The sequence below is a fragment of the Brevundimonas subvibrioides ATCC 15264 genome (genome assembly GCF_000144605.1).
GTDB lineage: Bacteria > Pseudomonadota > Alphaproteobacteria > Caulobacterales > Caulobacteraceae > Brevundimonas > Brevundimonas subvibrioides.
Genome location: NC_014375.1, coordinates 2793722 through 2812531, shown reverse-complemented (window position 1 = coordinate 2812531; position 18810 = coordinate 2793722). Strand labels below are relative to the sequence as shown.

The 18810-nt window shown below is 70.5% G+C and carries 16 protein-coding genes and 1 other RNA gene; 15 read left to right on the top strand and 2 right to left on the bottom strand.

Annotated elements, in window-relative coordinates; all coding sequences use genetic code 11:
- Window positions 1–41: 41 nt before the first annotated feature.
- On the bottom strand, window positions 42–398 hold the full coding sequence (gene panD / locus BRESU_RS13920; RefSeq protein ID WP_013270198.1) for an aspartate 1-decarboxylase: 357 nt from the start codon (window positions 396–398) through the stop codon (window positions 42–44).
- 206 nt (window positions 399–604) lie between these two features.
- On the opposite strand from panD, the gene sppA reads away from it, so the two are divergent.
- The 3 genes from sppA to BRESU_RS13905 all read left to right on the top strand — a co-directional run bounded on the left by sppA (window position 605) and on the right by BRESU_RS13905 (window position 3585).
- Complete coding sequence (sppA, locus tag BRESU_RS13915) at window positions 605–2380, top strand: signal peptide peptidase SppA (RefSeq protein WP_013270197.1); 1776 nt, start codon at window positions 605–607, stop codon at window positions 2378–2380.
- 121 nt (window positions 2381–2501) lie between these two features.
- The gene (locus BRESU_RS13910) at window positions 2502–2816 is read left to right on the top strand and encodes a hypothetical protein (RefSeq protein WP_013270196.1); all 315 of its coding nucleotides are present in this window, start codon (window positions 2502–2504) and stop codon (window positions 2814–2816) included.
- Between the two features lie 7 nt (window positions 2817–2823).
- Window positions 2824–3585 carry a peptidoglycan recognition protein family protein gene (locus BRESU_RS13905; protein ID WP_013270195.1) on the top strand — a complete coding sequence of 254 codons (762 nt, stop codon included), beginning with the start codon at window positions 2824–2826 and terminating at the stop codon, window positions 3583–3585.
- On the opposite strand, the gene BRESU_RS13900 is transcribed toward BRESU_RS13905, so the two are convergent.
- Entirely contained in the window at window positions 3566–4438 is an 873-nt protein-coding gene (locus BRESU_RS13900; RefSeq protein WP_013270194.1) for a putative peptidoglycan glycosyltransferase FtsW/RodA, read from the bottom strand. The two genes, BRESU_RS13905 and BRESU_RS13900, sit on opposite strands and share 20 nt — an antisense overlap.
- Window positions 4439–4554: 116 nt before the next feature.
- Here BRESU_RS13900 and rnpB point away from each other — a divergent pair.
- From rnpB to BRESU_RS13845, 12 genes are all read left to right on the top strand, one after another.
- Window positions 4555–4946: RNase P RNA component class A (rnpB, locus tag BRESU_RS17035), an RNA gene on the top strand.
- A 405-nt stretch (window positions 4947–5351) separates the two neighbouring features.
- The gene (locus BRESU_RS13895) at window positions 5352–5819 is read left to right on the top strand and encodes a division/cell wall cluster transcriptional repressor MraZ (RefSeq protein ID WP_013270193.1); all 468 of its coding nucleotides are present in this window, start codon (window positions 5352–5354) and stop codon (window positions 5817–5819) included.
- On the top strand, window positions 5816–6769 hold the full coding sequence (gene rsmH / locus BRESU_RS13890; RefSeq protein ID WP_013270192.1) for a 16S rRNA (cytosine(1402)-N(4))-methyltransferase RsmH: 954 nt from the start codon (window positions 5816–5818) through the stop codon (window positions 6767–6769). Before BRESU_RS13895 ends, rsmH begins: the two co-directional genes overlap by 4 nt.
- Window positions 6766–7212, top strand: coding sequence for a cell division protein FtsL (gene ftsL, locus BRESU_RS13885; RefSeq protein WP_013270191.1), 447 nt, complete (start codon window positions 6766–6768; stop codon window positions 7210–7212). Before rsmH ends, ftsL begins: the two co-directional genes overlap by 4 nt.
- Window positions 7209–8957: a peptidoglycan D,D-transpeptidase FtsI family protein gene (locus BRESU_RS13880; RefSeq protein ID WP_013270190.1), complete on the top strand. Its 1749-nt coding sequence runs from the start codon at window positions 7209–7211 to the stop codon at window positions 8955–8957. The genes ftsL and BRESU_RS13880 overlap by 4 nt, the downstream gene beginning before the upstream one ends.
- Complete coding sequence (locus tag BRESU_RS13875; RefSeq protein ID WP_013270189.1) at window positions 8954–10405, top strand: UDP-N-acetylmuramoyl-L-alanyl-D-glutamate--2,6-diaminopimelate ligase; 1452 nt, start codon at window positions 8954–8956, stop codon at window positions 10403–10405. Before BRESU_RS13880 ends, BRESU_RS13875 begins: the two co-directional genes overlap by 4 nt.
- Window positions 10398–11822: a UDP-N-acetylmuramoyl-tripeptide--D-alanyl-D-alanine ligase gene (locus BRESU_RS13870; RefSeq protein WP_013270188.1), complete on the top strand. Its 1425-nt coding sequence runs from the start codon at window positions 10398–10400 to the stop codon at window positions 11820–11822. The genes BRESU_RS13875 and BRESU_RS13870 overlap by 8 nt, the downstream gene beginning before the upstream one ends.
- 43 nt (window positions 11823–11865) lie before the next feature.
- Window positions 11866–12975, top strand: coding sequence for a phospho-N-acetylmuramoyl-pentapeptide-transferase (gene mraY / locus BRESU_RS13865; RefSeq protein WP_013270187.1), 1110 nt, complete (start codon window positions 11866–11868; stop codon window positions 12973–12975).
- Between the two features lie 4 nt (window positions 12976–12979).
- The gene (gene murD, locus BRESU_RS13860) at window positions 12980–14458 is read left to right on the top strand and encodes a UDP-N-acetylmuramoyl-L-alanine--D-glutamate ligase (RefSeq protein ID WP_013270186.1); all 1479 of its coding nucleotides are present in this window, start codon (window positions 12980–12982) and stop codon (window positions 14456–14458) included.
- Window positions 14459–14464: 6 nt separating this feature from the next.
- Window positions 14465–15655 carry an FtsW/RodA/SpoVE family cell cycle protein gene (locus BRESU_RS13855; protein ID WP_013270185.1) on the top strand — a complete coding sequence of 397 codons (1191 nt, stop codon included), beginning with the start codon at window positions 14465–14467 and terminating at the stop codon, window positions 15653–15655.
- Window positions 15656–15825: 170 nt separating this feature from the next.
- Window positions 15826–16926, top strand: a complete 1101-nt coding sequence (murG, locus tag BRESU_RS13850) for an undecaprenyldiphospho-muramoylpentapeptide beta-N-acetylglucosaminyltransferase (RefSeq protein WP_013270184.1) — start codon at window positions 15826–15828, stop codon at window positions 16924–16926.
- Between the two features lie 56 nt (window positions 16927–16982).
- Window positions 16983–18809, top strand: coding sequence for a tetratricopeptide repeat protein (locus tag BRESU_RS13845; RefSeq protein WP_156796169.1), 1827 nt, complete (start codon window positions 16983–16985; stop codon window positions 18807–18809).
- The last annotated feature ends 1 nt before the right edge of the window (window position 18810 follow it).

Here is an 18810-nt window from a genome sequence, read left to right as displayed (position 1 = left end):
CGAGCCTCAAGCCCTCTCCCAATGGGAGAGGGGAGCTGCTCTCACGCCGCCTTCTTTACCGTATTGCCGTCGTCCAGCAGCACGACCGTCGGCGACCACTGGCGGGCCTCCTCGACCGGCAGCTGGCCATAGGTCACGACGATGACCTTGTCGTGCTTCTGCACCAACCGCGCGGCGGCGCCGTTCACGCCGATCACCTTCGACCCGCGCGGGGCCTCGATGGCATAGGTGGTGAAGCGGGCGCCGTTGGTGATGTTCAGCACATCGACCTGCTCGTTCGGAAAGATCCCGGCCGCATCCAGCAGATCGCCGTCGATGGCGATGGAGCCTTCATAGTCCAGGTCGGCCTGCGTCACCGTCGCGCGGTGCAGTTTGGCCTTCATCATGGTGACCAGCATGGGGAGTGCGGTCCGATCGTGACGCGGGGCGATTGGCCCCCGCTCGCAGGCGGCTCATATAGGGATTTCGAACCCCGCCATCAATCGCGATGCTGCGCGTGCGAAGCCCCCGTCCCCGTGACGGTACGTTCATTTGACCGCAACGCCCCGCCCTCTATGGTCAGGCGTGGCCGACCGTGGCCGCTCGATCGGATCGCCGCCTCCCCATGAAGCAGTTCTTCCTGACCGTGCTCGGTGTCTTCACCGGCCTGATCCTGTTTGTCGTGGTCTTGCCGATCGTGCTGATCGTCGGTGCTGCGGCCTCGGCCAAGGAGCCCGCCACCCCGGCCAATGCCGTGCTCGAACTGGACCTGCGCGAGGGCCTGACCGACCAGGCCCCGACCAATCCGTTCGCGGCGTTCGGCGGCAGCGGCCTGTCGGTGATCCAGATCGTCGACACCCTGGCCCAGGCCGAAAAGGACAGCCACGTCAAAGTCCTGCTGATCCGCCTGCCGGAGGCCGGGATCAGCCCCGCCTCCGCCGACGAGATCCGCCAGGCCGTCCGCCGCTTCCGCGCCTCGGGCAAGCCCGTCATCGCCCATTCGCAGGGCTTCCAGCCCGTCGGCACCGTGATCTCCAGCTACATGGTGGGGGCCTCGGCGTCCGAGCTGTGGATGCAGAACACCGCCAGCTTCCAGGCCACCGGCTTCTCGGCCGACTCCATCTTCCTCGGCCGCGCCTTCGACCGATACGGCGTTCGCGCCGAGTTCGAGCAGCGCTACGAGTACAAGAACGCCGTCAACGAATACACCCAGTCCGACTACACCGGCCCGCACCGCGAGGCGATGACGGCCTGGATGACCTCCATCTACGACAGCGCCATCGCCAATGCCGCCTTCGACCGCAAGGTCACGGCCGCCGCCCTGAAGACCACGATCGAGGCCGGCCCCTACTCGGCGCCCCAGGCCCTGTCGTTGAAGCTGATCGACAAGATCGGCCAGGTCGAGGAGGCCGAGGCCGAGGCGAAACGCCGGGCCGGTAACGGGGCCGACATCCTCGAGTTCGGCGACTACGCCTCGTCCAAGGGCGAACGTCAGGGCTCGGGCCGCGATGCGATCGCCATCGTGGGCGGCGAGGGAGCCATCGTCACCGGCACCGGCGGCGGCGGGGCCTTCGGCGGAGGGTCTTCCATCCGGTCCGACGACACGGCCGAGGCCATCTACGACGCCATCGAGGACAAGTCGGTCAAGGCCATCGTCTTCCGCGTCTCCTCGCCCGGCGGATCGCCCGAGGCGTCCGAACAGATCCTCGCCGCCGTCCGCGCGGCCAAGGCGGCGGGCAAGCCCGTCGTGGTCTCCATGGGCGACTATGCGGCGTCCGGCGGCTACTGGATCAGCTCCGAGGCCAACTGGATCGTGGCCCAGCCCTCGACCCTGACCGGCTCCATCGGCGTCTTCGGCGGCAAGTTCGTCGTGTCCGAGGCGCTGGGCCGCTTTGGCGTCGACCTGCGCGGCCTGTCGATCGGCGGCGACTATGCGGACGCCTTCGCGCCCAGCCAGAGCTTCACCACGACCCAGCGGGCGGCCTTCTCGGCCTCCATGGACCGCACCTACGAGGAGTTCGTCCAGCGGGTCTCGACCGGTCGTCGCCTGCCCATCGCCCGGGTGCGCGAGATCGCCCGCGGCCGGGTCTGGACCGGGGCGCAGGGCAAGACCCTGGGCCTCGTCGACCAGCTGGGCGGCCTGACCGAGGCGATCGGCAAGGCCCGCGAACTGGCCAACATCCCGGCGGATACCTCGGTCCGCTTCAAGCGATTCCCCACGCCCCAGTCGCCGTGGGAAGCCCTGTCGGCGGCCTTCGGCGTCCAGTCCGAGGCGGCCCAGGCCCTGGTGACCTTGGGCGGCGTCATGTCCGATCCCCAGACGCGCGCCGTTCTGAACCGGGTCGAGATGGAGCGGATGCGCGGGCAGGGGGCCTCGGTTCTGGCCGATCAGCCCCTGTGAGGGCCGCGACACACTCGCCTTTGAAGCGGTCGGTCATTGACGGTTCATCTCTGCGGACCGACATTGGGATTCAGGCGTTCCCATCGACCTCCCCCCGGGCGCGCTCGACCAAGGACCAGTGATGACGCAGGACCGCTACGCCTCCCTCGGTTTTCAGAACCGCCGCTCGAACGGGCTCCTCGCCCCGATCATGTGGCTGGGCGGGTTGATCGCGGCCGTGGCGGCCCTGACGGTCGGGGCGATCCTGGCGGTCTTCACCGCCGCCGCCGTGGCGGTCATCGCCCTGTTCGCCAGCGTGCTGGTCTTCTTCGCGGGCCTCGCGGTCCGCGCCCGTCGCAAGGTCACGGTCAAGGCGCGTCGCGCCGACGACGTCATCGAGGCCACCAAGGTGGGCGACACCTGGGTCACCTACGGTTGGGAACGTCAGGGTCGCTAGGGCGCCCATGCTGACCATCACAGAGGCCCCGTCGCCGAACTTCGACCCGCGTCGCGGTCCGCCCGACATGGTCCTGCTCCACTACACCGGCATGCAGACGGCCGAGGTCGCGGTCGCCCACTTGCGGGATCCGGAAGCGAAGGTCTCGGCCCACTATGTCGTCGACGAGGACGGATCGATCCTGCGTCTGGTCGACGAGGAGCGCCGCGCCTGGCACGCGGGCCGGTCCTGGTGGCGCGGCGAGACCGACATCAACGCCGTCTCCATCGGTATCGAGATCGTCAATCCGGGCCACGAGTTCGGCTATCGGCTGTTTCCGGACCCCCAGATCGACGCGGTCATCGCCCTGATCGAGGACATCCGCACGCGCTGGACCATCGAGGACGCCCGTATCCTCGGCCATTCCGACGTCGCCCCGACCCGCAAGCAGGACCCCGGCGAACTGTTTCCCTGGAAGCGTCTGGCCGCGCATCGCCAGGGCCTGTGGTTCGAGCCGGCCGCCGAACGCATCGCCGCCCTCGGTCCGCCCCTGACGATCGGGGACGAGGGTCTGGGCGTCCACGTGCTCCAGGCCGGCCTGCACCGCCTCGGCTACGAGCCCCTGCCGGACGGGCGATACACCGACGAGACCCGCATCACCGTCGAGGCCTTCCAGCGCCACTGGCGGCCCTCGAAGGTCGACGGCATCGCCGACGGCGAGACGCGCGCGACGCTGATGGGGGTGCTGCAACTGGCGACGGCCGAGAGCCTCACCGGGGTGCTGGACTAGCCGCTCCGCTGCGCATCCGCGCGCACAGAAGGCCCATGCCCAGCCACGCCCCCAGGATCGGGCTCATGCCGATGCCGACCAGTGGCACCGGGAAGGCGCCGAACAGAGGGGCCAGGGCCCAGAGAACCAGGCACAGGCTCAGGGCCTGACCGGCCAGCCGCGTCCCGGGGACCGGGAGCGTCAGCGCTGCGGGCAGGGCCGCGACCGTCGCGAGCGTCACCAGCGCGAGCCCGCCGAGCCAGGGCGACAGGCCAAAGGCCAGGCCGACGATCCCCTCGACCTCGGGCACCGGCAGCAGCGGGTCGGGCCGACCGCATGCGATGGCCGCCAGAAGCACGGCTCCGGCGATCAGGCCGGTTCTGGTCGTCATCCCGGACACGCGCGTGATTGCGATCCACGCCATGACGCCGGCCAGCGCCGCCGCCTGCGATGCATCGGGCTGGAGGACCAGCAGACCCAGCATCAGAAACGCAGGAAGCCAGGCCGTCCAGCGGGGGGCCGCGGACGCCAGCGCCACCGCCGTCGCCGGCAGGACCACCATGGCCACGTTGATGTGCAGCGGTCCGATATCGATCCAGCGATGAACCCCGTCCTGATCCGGATTGAACAGGGTCATGAGAAGGGCGGCCGCACCGATCCACGGCATGATCACAACGCGCCTGCCGGGCGTCGTCATCGCCAGCCCGACAGCGAGCAGCAGGCCGACCCCCCAGGCGACGAGGTTTCGCAGCCACGATCCCGTCGGCACGTCGCTGGACGCGCTGATAAAGGTGCCGAGGCTGACGGCCGCCAGCGATGACACCGCGAAGATCAGCAGGGCTCCGCCGCCACCCCGTGCCCTTGTGTCCGCCATGCCTGCTTCTCCCCGTCGCGGCATTGAGGACGTCCGGCCCGGAAGGGTCAAGCCGGAGAGCCGTCCCGTGCCATGCGAGATTGACCGGACGTCCGCCGGAGCGCATCTAGCCCCGGTCAGACGGCCGGGCGGTCGCGGCGGGGCCAGAGCTTGCTTTGTCTCCCGTCGAGGAAAGTCCGGGCTCCACGGTGAAAAGGCGGCGGGTAACGCCCGCCCGGGGTGACCCGAGGGATAGCGCCACAGAAAGCAAACCGCCTGTGTTTCGATGCAGGTCAGGGTGAAAGGGTGGGGTAAGAGCCCACCGCGTGGCTGGTAACAGCGACGGCATGGCAAGCCCCGCCTGGAGCAAGACCGAATAGGGACGTCGCGCGGACTTCGGTCCGCAGGGTTCACCGCCCGAGGCGTCCGGGTAGGTCGCGAGAACCCTCCGGCGACGGGGGGTCCAGAGGAATGATCGTCACCGCACCCCGGTGCGGGACAGAACCCGGCTTACAGGCCGTCTGACATTCCTTTCCTGAGAGGGGGCCATCGCTCGGCTCGCGGAGCCTCGCTGCTTGAACCCGATCCTCCCCCGGAGCGTAGCGATACGGGGGAGGGGGACCGCGACGCGCTTGCGTCGGGTGGAGGGGGCGACGGCAGCACCGCCCGTCGCGCCCGTTAACCTTTTGGCCCGAACCGGGGCGCACACTTCCCCACAGCCTGTTAATACTTGCGGCGTTCTCTGTATGTTCACTGTCTATGCAGTCTAGATCGGTGGTTCGAGCCCGATCATGGTTAAAGTTACCTTCATCATCCCATTGAGACCCATTCGATCCCATGCTATCCCAGTCCGGTGATTTGGGGATTGGCGGCGTCGGCACTTCAGGCGCGGGGATGATCGGGGAGCGGGTCCAGGCGGGCCCGGTAGGCAGGCGTGTTTCTCGGAACCAGTGAGAAGCAGCTGGACGGCAAGCGCCGTCTCTTGATCCCCCAGGAATTCCGCACGGCCGCCAACGGGGCCGAACACGGCGTCTTCTGCTTCTTCTCCGTCGAGTCCGACTGCCTCGAGGCCGGTGGTGACAAGCTGATGGCCGAATACGTTGCCATGATCGAAGCCCTGCCGTTCGGGGACGACTGGCGCACCGCGCTCGAGGAGACGGTCTACGGCGGCCAGAAGCAGCTGGCCTATGACGGCGGCGGCCGCATCACCCTGCCGGAAAGCCTGTGCGAGGAAGCCGGTCTGGGCGAGGACGTCGTCATCGTCGGCATGGGGCCCCGCTTCCAGATCTGGGACCGTGCCCGCTGGAACGATCGCAAGGACGACCGACGCGCCCTGGCCCGCAAGGCCATGCGCGAGCGCGGCGACACGGCCCGTCGCGGCATGCCGGGGAACGACCAGTGAGCCCCGCGCCCCACGCCCCGGTCCTGCTGGCCGAAGTTCTCGAAGCGCTCGCGCCGAAGGCCGGCGACGTGATCATCGATGCCACCTTCGGGGCCGGCGGCTACACGCGCGCCATCCTGGCGACCGGGGCCACCGTCATCGCCCTGGATCGCGATCCGACGGTCCAGCCGCACGCCGATGCGGTCGCCAACGACCACCCGGGCCGGTTCACCCTCGTCCGGACGCCGTTCTCGGGCCTCGCCGACGCCTTCGCCGACAGTGGTGCCGCGCGTCTGGACGGCATCGTCTTCGACATCGGCGTGTCCTCGATGCAGCTGGACGAGGCCGAGCGCGGTTTTTCTTTCATGCGCGACGGGCCGCTGGACATGCGCATGTCGCGCGACGGCGACAGCGCCGCCGACATCGTCAACACCTGGGATCACGGCCCGCTGGCCCACATCCTGAAACAGTATGGCGACGAGCGTCAGTCCGGACGCATCGCCACCGCCATCCTGCGCCGCCGCACCGTCCAGCCCTTCACCCGCACCCTCGACCTCGCGGACGTGGTCGAACGCGCCCTGGGCGGTCGTCGCGGGGCTCCGACCCATCCGGCGACGCGCACCTTCCAGGCCCTGCGCATCGCCGTGAACGACGAGCTGGGCGAACTGACCGCCGGGCTGCAGGCCGCCGAGGCCGCCCTGTCGCCGGGCGGCCGTCTGGCCGTCGTCACCTTCCATTCGCTGGAAGACCGGATCGTGAAGGCCTTCCTGACCGAGCGGACCGGCAATGCGCCCGGCGGCTCGCGTCATGCGCCGATGGCGGTTGAGACCCGCAAGCCCAGCTTCACCCTGTCGTTCAAGGGCGCGCGCGAGGCGGGCGAGGCTGAACTGGCCGCCAATCCCCGTGCCCGCTCGGCCAAGCTGCGCGCCGCCGTCCGCACGGACGCCCCGGCGTGGAAGGCGGCGGCATGACCCGCAATCCGGTCCAGGCCCTGTTCGACTGGAAGGTCCGCGGCATCCGCTGGATCGAGATCATCGGCTTCGTCTGCGTCGGCGCGCTGGTCTTCTCCGTCTATATCGCCAAGGCGGCGGCCGCCCGCGAGAGCGCCGAGATCGGTCGCCTGGAACGCGACATTGCCGAGACCGGCCAGCGCGTCCGCCTGCTGCGGGCCGAGGCCGCCCGCCTGGAACAGCCCGGTCGGCTGGAGGTCCTGTCGCGGGGCGCGGGCCTGGCCCCCGTCGCCGCCACCCGCCAGGCCGACGAAGCCCAGCTGACCGAGCTCAAGCCCGCGCCGCTGCCCGTGCCGGTCGCGCCCGCACCCGACGCTGCCGCCCCCCTGGCCGCCTCCGTGTCCGCCGCGCCGACGCCTGATGCCGTCCCCGCGTCTCCGCCCGTCGACGGAGCCCAGCGATGAGCGTTCAGGACCACCGCTTCTACCGTCCGCCGAACGCGACGACGCGTCAGGCCCGGCCGATCACCTCCACCGTCTCGCCCTGGCTGCGCTGGGCGTCGGAGGCCGTCTGGTTCGTCGAGCACGCCTTCGAGCGCGCCCATGCCGACGCCCGGCCCGAAGAAGACACCCGCGTCCGCATCTTCGTGATCCAGATGGTCTTCGCGGTCGTGTTCAGCGGCCTGGCGCTGGGGGCGGCCCATGCCGCCCTGTTCACGCCGAAGAACGGCGGCGGGTCCGTCGCCGTCGCCGGAGCGCTTCAGCGCGGCGACCTGACCGACCGCAACGGCGCGCTGCTGGCCACCAACATCGTCCACTACGGCCTCTATATCGACCCGTCGGAAGTCTGGGACCGCGACGCGGCCTTCACCCAGCTGCGCCGGGTCCTGCCGCGCGTCCCGGCCGCCCGGCTGCGCCGCGTATTGGATGGCGACCGCCGGCTGATCGTCCTGCCCGGCCTGACCCCGGCCGAGCGCCAGGCGGTTCACGCCCTGGCGCTGGGCGGCCTGTCGTTCGAACCCGAGGACCGCCGCGTCTATCCGCTGAACACCTCGGCCGCCCACCTGATCGGCGTCGCCGACACGGGCGGGCAGGGCGTGTCCGGGGCCGAGCTGGCCTTCAACGACGACATCCGGGCTGCCGGCCGGCAGGGCCAGGATTTCGCCCTGTCGATCGACCTGCGCGTTCAGGGCGTGCTCGAGAACGAGCTCAACGCCGTGGCCTCGGCCGCCGGGGCCAAGGGTGCCGTCGGCGTCGTCGCTGACGCGAAGACGGGCGAGATCCTGGGCATGGCGTCCTGGCCGACCTACGACGCCAACCGGCGTGGCGGAGCCACCGACGATCAGGCCCTCAACCGCGTCACCTCGGGTCACTACGAGATGGGCTCGGTGTTCAAGACCTTCACGGTCGCCGCCGCGCTGGACACCGGTCAGGCCGACATGGACACCATGCTCGACGCCTCCCAGGCCTATATGATCGGCAACCGCCGGATCAGCGACTTCCACGCCACCAACAAGGTGCTGTCGCTAGAAGAGGTCTATCTGCACTCCTCCAACATCGGGACCTCGCGCCTGGCGGTCGAGCTCGGGTCCCAGGGCATGCGCGACTATTTCCAGCGCCTAGGGCTGCTGAACGCCGCGCCGATCGAGCTCAAGGAAAGCGCCCGTCCGCGTCTGCCGCGCGACTGGTCGGACTCGACCCGCGCCTCGATGTCCTTCGGCTACGGCATCATGATCACCCCGCTGCAGATGACGGCCGCGACCGTGGCCCTGGTCAACGGCGGCTTCTACCGGCCCCTGTCGCTGCGTCGCGGCGGGACCGGCGTCGAGGGCCGGCGCGTGATCCGCCCCGAGACCTCCTCCGAGATCCGCCAGCTGATGCGCGCCAACGTCCTGCGCGGCTCGGGCAAGCAGGCCGATGCGGCAGGCCTGCGGGTCGGCGGCAAGACCGGCTCGGCCAATAAACTGGTCAACGGTCGCTACGACGCCGGCCACGGCGTCGGCTCCTTCGCCGCCGTCTTCCCCGCCGACGGCCCGGACGATGCCCAGCGCTATGTCGTCTTCGTCCTGATCGACGAACCCAGCCAGGGCTCGCGCCTGGGCGGTGCCATCGCGGCCCCCGTCGTCGGCCGCGTCGCCGACCGGATCGCGCCCTTCCTGGGTCTGGCCCGCCGCTTCGATCCGCCCGTCACGACGGTGGCGGCACCATGAGCGCGATCCGCCTGTCCGACCTCCTGCGCCGCGACGTCGCCGCGGATCCCGTGATCACCGGCGTCACGGCGGACAGCCGCAAGGTCACCTCGGGCTCCCTGTTCGTGGCCCTGCCGGGCACCGCCGCCGACGGCCGCGCCTTCATCCCCCAGGCCCTGTCGCAGGGGGCCGCCGCCGTGCTCGCCCCCCAGGACACGCCCGACGGCGCCGCGCCCCTGCTGGTCCGGTCCGGCGATGTCCGCCGCGCCTATGCCCTGGCCGCGCGGGGCTTCTACGGCGCACAGCCCGCGACCTGCGTCGCCGTCACCGGGACCAACGGCAAGACCTCGGTCGCCGCCTTCTGCCGCCAGATCTGGGCCGCCCTCGGCATCAAGGCGGCCAGCATGGGCACCCTCGGGGTCGTCGCCCAGTCCGGATCGATCACCGAAAGCCTGACCCCGCCCGGCCTGACCAGCCCCGACGCCGGCGACGCCGCCCGCCTGCTGGCGACCTTGGCCGAGGGGGGCGTCACCCACCTCGCGCTCGAAGCCTCGTCGCACGGCATCGACCAGCGCCGGCTGGATGGCGTGACGCTCAAGGCCGCCGCCTTCACCAACCTGACCCAGGACCACCTCGACTATCACGGCGACATGGCGGCCTATCGCGCCGCCAAGCTGCGGCTGTTCGAGAGCCTCCTGCCGCGCGGCCGGACGGCCGTGCTCAACGCCGATTCCGACGCCTACAACGCCTTCGCCGCCGCCTCGATCATGTCGGGCCTGGGCGTCATGGGCGTGGGCGAGCGGGGCCGCGACCTATCCCTGATCGAGCGCCGCGCGGTGCCCGAGGGCCAGCGCCTGATCCTCGACGTGCGCGGCGACCGCCATGACGTCCTCCTGCCGCTGGCCGGCGCCTTCCAGGCCTCCAACGCTCTTGTCGCCGCGGGCCTGTGCATCGCCGCCGGCGAGGACGCCGCCCGGGTCCTGCACGCCCTCGAGAAGATCACCGGGGCCGCCGGCCGCCTGCAGCGCGTGTCCGGCGGTCGGGGCGAGGCCTATGTCGACTACGCCCACACCCCCGACGGGCTCGAGACGGTGCTCAAGGCGCTCCGCCCCCACGCCACCGGCCGCCTGATCGTCGTCTTCGGCGCGGGTGGGGATCGCGACAAGGGCAAGCGGCCGCTGATGGGTGGGATCGCCGGGCGGCTGGCCGACGTCGCCATCGTCACCGACGACAACCCCCGGTCGGAAGACCCCGCGGTCATCCGCGCCCAGGTCCGCGCCGGCTGCCCCTCGGCGCGGGAGGTCGGCGACCGCCGCGCCGCCATCCGCGAGGCCGTCGCCATGATGCGCGACGGGGATGTGGTCGTCGTCGCCGGAAAAGGGCATGAACAGGGTCAGATCGTGGGCGGGACGACTCATCCCTTCGACGACGCCACCGAACTTGCCGAGGCCCTGCGCGTAGATGCCTGAACCGACACCGCCTCTCTGGACGGCACAAGAGATAGCCGTCGCGACCGGCGGGCGGATCGAGGGCGGGGTCTTCGACGCGAACGGCCTGACCTACAACAGCCGCGAGATCGAGCCGGGCGACCTGTTCCTGGCTTTGAAGGGCGCGCGCGACGGCCACGACTTCGCCGCCTCGGCCTTCGCCGCCGGCGCCGCGGGGGCCCTGGTCGAGCGCCCGGTCGACGGCGGTCCCTGCATCGTCGTGCCGGACACCCTTCACGCGCTGGAAGCCCTCGGGGCCGCCGCCCGCGACCGCGCCCCCCACATCCGGCGCGGCGCCGTCACCGGCAGCGTCGGCAAGACCAGCGTGACCCAGGCCATCAAGGCCGGGCTCGACCTCGCGGGCCCCGCCCACGCCTCGATCAAGAGCTACAACAACCACATCGGCGTGCCCCTGACCCTGGCCCGCATGCACCCCTCGGTCGAGCGGGCCGTGTTCGAGATCGGCATGAACGCGCCGGGCGAGATCGGGCCCCTGGCGCGCATGGTCCAGCCCCACGCCGCCTGCGTCACCACCGTCGGCCCCGTCCACATCGAGGCCTTCGCCGACGGAGAGGCCGGGGTCGCCGCCGAGAAGGCCGCCATCTTCCAGGGCCTCGGCCCGGGCGGTCTGGCCGTCATCAACGGCGACAATCCGTGGGTCGAGCTGCTGCATCAGGCCGCGCTCCGCGCTGGCGCGCGCGTGGCGACCTTCGGCTCGGAGCCGGCCCACGACGCCCGCCTGATCGATTTCACGCCCAATCCCGAGGGGGCCCGCGTGACGGCCGAGGTCTATGGCCGGACGCATGTCTTCCCGCTGCGCCAGTCCGGCTTCCACTGGGGTCTGAACAGCCTCGCGGTCATCCTGATGCTGGATGCGCTGGACGTGCCGGTCGAGACGGCGCTGGAGGCCCTCGCGCATTTCGAGCCGCTCAAGGGCCGGGGCGAGACGCGCCTGGTTCACCTGCCGAAGGGGGCCTTCACCCTGATCGACGAGAGCTACAACGCCAATCCCCTGTCGATGAAGGCGGGCTTCCTCAGCCTGGGCGCGAAGCCGGTCGAGCGGCGCGGTCGCCGCGTGGTGGTCCTGACCGACATGCTGGAACTGGGCGACCAGTCCGAGGCGCTCCACGCCGGTCTCGCGACCGCCATCGAGGCCGCCGCCATCGACGTGGTCCATGCGGCGGGCCCGCAGATGCGCCACCTCTACGACGCGATCAGCCCCGAACGCCGCGGCGTCTGGGCCGGGACCGCGGCCGCGCTCGCCGATCAGGCCGCCGATCTGGCCGGCCCGGACGACATCGTCATGGTGAAGGGCTCGAACGGCTCGAAAGCGTCGCTTGTCGCGGCAGCGCTGCTGCGGCTAGAGCGAGATGATACCGGGGGACCGCCCCTCAAGTAGGGGAGCGACGCGCGCGACCCGATAGGGGCAACAAGGAAGCTGAATGTTCTACCTGCTCTATCTCTACTTCGGCGACGCGGCGAAGGATTATCCGCTGCTGAACCTGGTCCAGTACCAGACGGTGCGCGTGGCGCTGGCCATGGCCACGGCCATGATCGTCGCCGTCATGATGGGCAGCCGCTTCATCTCCTGGATGCGGGTCAAGCAGGGCAAGGGCCAGCCGATCCGCGCCGACGGCCCCGTCAGCCACCTGTCCAAGGTCGGCACCCCCACCATGGGCGGGCTGATGATCCTGGCCGGCATCGCGGTGGCGGTGTTCCTGTGGGGCGACCTGACCAACCCCTACATCTGGATCGTCTCGGCCGTGACCCTGGCCTTCGCCGTCCTCGGCTTCGTCGACGACTACGCCAAGGTCACGAAACAGACCTCGGCCGGCCTGACCTCGAAACAGAAACTGGTGGCCCAGGTCATCGTCTCGGTCATCGCCGGCATCCTGGTGGTGCTGTGGACGACCTATTCGCCGACCTCCCCGGGGCTCGAGACCTCGATCGCCTTCCCCTTTTTCAAGAACGTGCTGCTGAACATCGGCTGGTTCTACGTCGCCTTCGCCGCCTTCACGATCGTGGGCTTCTCCAACGCGGTGAACCTGACCGACGGTCTCGACGGCCTGGCCATCGTGCCGGTGATGATGGCGGCGGCGGCGTTCGGCATCATCAGCTATCTGGTCGGCAACTTCATCTTCTCGGACTATCTGGGCGTCCACCACGTCCCCGGATCGGGTGAACTGGCCATCTTCTGCGCCGCCATCATCGGCGGGGGCACGGGCTTCCTCTGGTACAACGCCCCCCCGGCCAAGATCTTCATGGGCGACACCGGATCGCTGGCGCTGGGCGGCGCCCTCGGCTCCATCGCTGTGGCCACCAAGCACGAACTGGTGCTGGGCATCGTCGGCGGCCTGTTCGTGGTCGAGGCCGCCTCGGTCATGATCCAGGTCGCCTATTTCAAGGCCACCAAGAAGCGCATCTTCCTGATGGCCCCCATCCACCACCATTTCGAGAAGCTGGGCTGGCCGGAATCGACCGTGGTCATCCGCTTCTGGATCGTCGCCGCCATGCTGGCCCTGGTCGGGCTGTCGACGCTGAAACTGCGCTAGACCGATGATCCCCGTTCCCGGCTTCGACGGCCGCCGCGTCGCCGTCTTCGGCCTGGGCCGGTCGGGCATCACGGCCGCGCGCGCGCTGAAAGCCGGCGGGGCCGTCCCGATCCTGTGGGACGACGGCGTCTCCGGCCGGATGCGGGCCGAGGCGGAAGGATTCACGGTCGAGGACCTGACCACCGCCGACTGGTCCGGGTTCGCCGCCCTGGTCCTGTCCCCCGGCGCGCCCCTGACGCATCCGAAGCCCCACTGGACGGTCGACAAGGCTCGCGCCGCCGACGTGCCTGTCATCGGCGACATCGAGCTGTTCGCCCGCGCGCTGGCCGCCATCCCCGCCGATGCTCGCCCCAAGGTCGTCGCCATCACCGGCACCAACGGCAAGTCGACCACCACCGCCCTGATCGGCTGGGTGCTGAAACAGGCCGGCCTGACCGTCCACATCGGCGGCAACATCGGCATCGGCGTGCTGGCCCTCTCGGCCCCTACGCCCGACGCCGTCTATGTCGTTGAGGTCTCCAGCTACCAGCTGGACCTGACCACCTCTTTCGCGCCCGACGTCGCCATCCTGACCAACATCAGCCCCGACCATCTCGACCGCCACGGCGGGATGGAGGGCTATGTCGCGGCCAAGGCCCGGCTGTTCCAGGTCATGTCGCCCGAAAAGGTCGCCCTGATCGGCGTCGACGACGACTGGGGCTGGAAGACCGTCAACGCCCTGAACGACCGGGGCCTGCGGCTCAGCACCATCACGACCCGGACGCCGCCGCAGTTCGTCGATCCCGCCGGCGGCGTGCCCGTGGCAGAACTGGCGACCCGGCTTCCGGACCAGAAGCCCGCCTTTGACGCCGGTCGCTTCATCATCGTGGACGCGACCGGCGGCAAGCTCGTCGCTGACGGCGTCGCTATTGCCGACCTCGCCCCGGCACGCTCGCTCCCCGGCCGCCACAACGCCCAGAACGCCGCCTTCGCCTACGCGGCCGCCCGCGCGCTCGGCGTCTCGACCGAGGCGGCCGTCGACGGCCTGATGACCTTCCCCGGTCTGGCCCATCGCATGGAGACGGTCGGCCATCTCGGCCCCGTCCGCTTCGTCAACGACTCCAAGGCCACCAATGCCGACGCCGCGCGTCAGGCCCTGATGTCCTATCCGACCAGCTTCTGGATCGCCGGGGGACGGGCCAAGGACGGCGGGATCGAGGACCTGCGCGACCTCTTCCCGCGTGTGGCGAAGGCCTATCTGATCGGCGAGGCCGCCGCCGACTTCGCCGCGACCCTCGGTGATACCCCCCACGTCGTCGCCGGCGACATGGCCACCGCCGTCGCCCTGGCCGCCGCCGATGCCCGGGCCGCCGGCGGTGATGCGGTCGTCCTCCTCAGCCCGGCCTGCGCCAGCTTCGACCAGTTTCCCGATTTCGAGGTGAGGGGAGAGGCGTTTCGGGCCGCCGTTCTTAACCTCGGGGCTACCCCTTCGGTTCATGGTTGAGAAACCATGACCGACGCGACCGCCCCCTACAGCCATCCGTTTTCACGGAATGACCCCAGCCCGATCGCCCAGTGGTTCTGGACGGTCGACCGGGCGCTGCTGGGCGCGGCCCTGATCCTGATCGGCCTCGGCGTGGCACTCAGCTTCGCGTCCTCGCCCGCCGCCATCCTGGCCGATGAGTCCATCACCGATCCCTTCCACTATTCCTGGCGGATGATCGTCTTCTCGACCGGCGGGATCGCCGGCATGCTGACGCTGTCGCTGCTCAGTCCCCGGGGCGTGCGCCGGATCGCGGTGCTGGCCCTTCTAGGGGCGATCGTCGTCATGGCCATGCTGCCCTTCATCGGCGACACGGTGAAAGGGGCCGCCCGCTGGGTGAACCTGGGCCCGTTCAGCCTGCAGCCGTCGGAGTTCGCCAAGCCCAGCCTGATCGTCTTCGCCGCCTGGATGTTCGCGGAGGGCAAGAAGGGCCAGGGCGTACCTGGCGTGTCCATCGCCTTCGGGTTCTACGCGGTCACCGTGGCCCTGCTGCTGATCCAGCCCGACATCGGCCAGACGCTGCTGATCACCACCACCTTCATGGCCGTCTTCTTCATGGCGGGCGTGCCGCTGCGCTGGGTCGCGGTGCTGATGGGCGCCTTCGCGGCGGGCATGACCGCCATCTATCTGCTCTTCCCCCACGTCCAGTCGCGCGTCGCCAAATTCGTCGCCCCCGGCATCGAGGACACCCACCAGATCGATCGCGCCTCGGAGGCCATCCGCGCCGGTGGTCTGGTCGGGCGGGGCATCGGCGAAGGCGTGATGAAACGCTCCGTCCCCGACCTGCACACCGACTTCATCTATTCCGTGGGGGCCGAGGAGTTCGGGCTCGTCCTCAGCCTGGCGATGATCGCCCTGTATGCCTTCATCGTCATCCGCGGGATGCGCCGGGCCATGAAGCTGAACGACCCCTTCGAACAGACGGCGGCGGCGGGCCTTTTCATGCTGATCGGCCTGCAGGCCTCGATCAATGTGGCGGTGAACCTGAACCTGATCCCGACCAAGGGGATGACGTTGCCCTTCATCAGCTATGGCGGCTCGTCGATGCTGGCCATGGGCGTGACCATGGGCTTCGCCCTGGCCCTGACGCGGCGTCGTCCCGGGGCCTATGAGCCCGGGGCCAGCCTGACCCGTCCGCGTCGAATGCTGATGCCGTGACCCCTGCGACCGGAAATGGCGTAGCGAAGGCCTAGGGTGTTGCTCGCGCCGACCACATCCCTAAAGGAGCGAGCTGGACTCATTGGACAAGCTGGACTCGTCTGATCGAGTCCAGCTGGTATCCGCTTGTTCTCGCCGCCTCCGCGCGAAAATCGACGTAAGGCACTGAAATGGTTGCGCCCAACTCTCGAAGCCGCATCTGCGTCGTCGCCGCCGGCGGCACCGGCGGTCACATGTTCCCCGCCGAGGCCCTGGCTCGCGAGATGGCGGAGCGCGGCTGGCGCGTCGTCCTCGCGACCGATCACCGGGGCGAGCAGTATGCCCAGGCCTTCCCGGCCGAGGAACGGCTGGCGCTCGACGCCGCGACCGGATCGGGCCCCGTCGCCCTGGCCAGGGCGGGCATCGCCATCGTGCGCGGCGTCCAGCAGGCGCGCTCGGCCTTCACCCGTCTGAAGGCCGACGTCGTCGTGGGTTTCGGCGGCTATCCGTCTGCCCCGGCCCTGGTGGCCGCCATCCTGCAGAAGCGGCCGACCCTGATTCACGAACAGAACGCCGTCCTGGGCCGCACCAACCGCATCCTGGCCCCCCATGTCCGCGCCGTGGCCTCGTCCTTCCCGACGCTGGAACGCGCCAGCCCGTCCGTGAAGGCCCGCGCCCGGGTCGTGGGTGCTCCGGTCCGCGCCGACATCCGGGCCCTCTACGACCGCGCCTGGACGAGCCCCGGCGACGGCCCGATCAACGTCCTCGTCACCGGTGGCTCGCAGGGGGCCCGCATCCTGTCGGAGACCACCCCCCGCGCGCTGGCCGCCCTGCCGGACGCGCTCCGCCGCCGCCTGAAGGTCCAGCAGCAGTCGCGCCCGGAGACGCTGGAAGCCGCGCGGCAGATCTACCTCGAGGCCGGGATCGAGGCCGAGGTCGCGCCCTTCTTCCGCGACATGGCCGGCCGTCTGTCGCGCGCCCATCTGGTCATCGGCCGCGCCGGGGCCTCGACCTGCGCCGAGCTGGCCGTCGCCGCCATGCCGTCCATCCTGATCCCGCTGAAGATCGCCACCGACGACCACCAGCGCCTGAATGCCAGACTGCTCACGGATGTCCGCGCCGCCGAGGTCATCCTCGAGGACGACGTGACGGTCGACGCCCTCACCGCCGCCGTCACCGGCGTTCTCGCCGACCCGGGTCGGCTGGCGTCCATGAGCGCCGCAGCCCGCTCGGTGGCCATCCCCGACGCGGCCCAAAGGCTCGCCGACCTCGCAGAGGCGACGGCCGGCTGACCCCTGCTGCCTCTTGCCCCTTGCGGACCGCCCCCAAAGCCGCGACGTTCATCCCCATGCGTATCCTCCTCGTCCCGGCCTCTCTCCTCGCCCTTGCCGCGGCGCATCCCGCGGCCGCCCAGGACGTACCGACGACGCCCGAGCGGTTGCCCCCGCGTCCGAACATCGTCGTCGACCCCGAGGCCCTGTCACCGCCCCTGATCGTGGACGGAGCCGGCGCGGCGCCCGCGTCCGCCCCCACCATCGAGGCCATCCCCCGCGTCTGGTCGCCCGCCCCGCGCGACGGCCAGGGCCGCAGCGCCTACGGCCTCTATCTGTCGGGCCGGTCGGCCCTGAGCGCCGGTGAGTCCGCCGAAGGGGCCGACCTGCTGGCCCGGGTCGAGAGCCTGACGCCCGAGCAGCCGATCGTGCGCGAACAGGCCTTCACCTCCGCCCTCCTGGCCGGGGACCTGAACCTCGCCGCCCGCATCTCGCCTACGGACGAAGGCGTCTCGCCCGTCATTTCCGAGGCCGGTGCCCTCGTATCGGTGATCCAGAATCTGGTCGCCGGGGACGCCCGGGCGGCCAATGCGGCGCTGGCGGCCCGTCCCATCGGTGCCCCTCACGCCCGGGCCGGCACCCTGATCGCGCCCTGGGTCGCCGCCGCCGCGGGCGACTGGGATACCGCCCTGGCCGAGCCCAATCCGACCGCCGATCCCCTGACGGTCGTGCTCGGTCGCTACGACCGTGCGCGCCTGCTGGAGCATCGCCGTCGCTACGACGAGGCCGACGCCGCCCTGAAGACGCTGGCCGAGGACGCCCGCACCGGACCGCTGTTCCGCGTCGCCTACGGCAACTTCCTGGAGCGGCGGGGCCGTCGGGACGAGGCCCTGGCCGTCTATGACGCCGGGCTGGCCGCCGGGGCTGGCGATCTCGCCCTGACCGCCGCCCGCGCCCGCGTCGCCGCCGGGGGGCGCGCGCCTGAACTGCCGAGTTTCCGCGAGGGGGCGGCCGAGGCCCTGACCATCGCCGCCCAGCAGGCCTCGGCCGAGGGGGCCAATGAGTTCGCCGTCGTCTATCTGCGCCTGTCGCTGAACCTCGATCGCGACCCGGCCTCGCTCTATCGCCTGGGCTCGACGCTGTCCCAGGCCAATCTGGAAGGTCCGGCCCAGGCCACGCTGGAACAGGTGTCCGACGAGGATCCGTCGGTCTATGCCGCGTCCCGCGTGGCGCTCGGGCTGACCCTGGACAAGGCCGACAAGCCCGAGGAGGCGCTCGCGGCCTACCGTCAGGCCGAGGCGGCGACCCCGACCGATCCGCGCATCGCCGGTCTGATCGCCAGCCAGCTGATGAAGCTGGAACGCTGGGAACCGGCGCTCGACGTCCTGAACGGCCCGCTGCTGAACACCGCCGACCAGTCCGCCAACGTCCGGTTCATGCGCGGCGTCGCCTATGAATCGCTCGATCGCGTGCCCGAGGCGGAGGGCGAGCTCTGGGCCGCGCTTCAGGCCGAGCCGAATGAGCCGTCGTTCCTGAACTACCTCGGCTACCTCTGGGTCGATAAGGGCACGCGCGTCGCCGAAGGGGCCGCCATGATCCAGCGCGCCCATGCCGCCGATCCCGAGGACGGCAACATCCAGGACAGCCTCGGCTGGGCCCAGTACCGCCAGGGTCAGTACGACATCGCCGTCGATACCCTGGAACAGGCCGTGGCCAAGGAGCCGGCCAACGCCGAGATCAACGACCACCTCGGCGACGCCTACTGGCAGGTCGGCCGCCGGCGCGAGGCGGGCTTCCAGTGGAACCGCGTTCTGACGCTGGATCCCGACGCCGAACGTCGCGCCGAGGTCGAGAAGAAGCTGGAACAGGGCCTGACCGACGTGCCCCCGTCGACCGGGGGCTGAT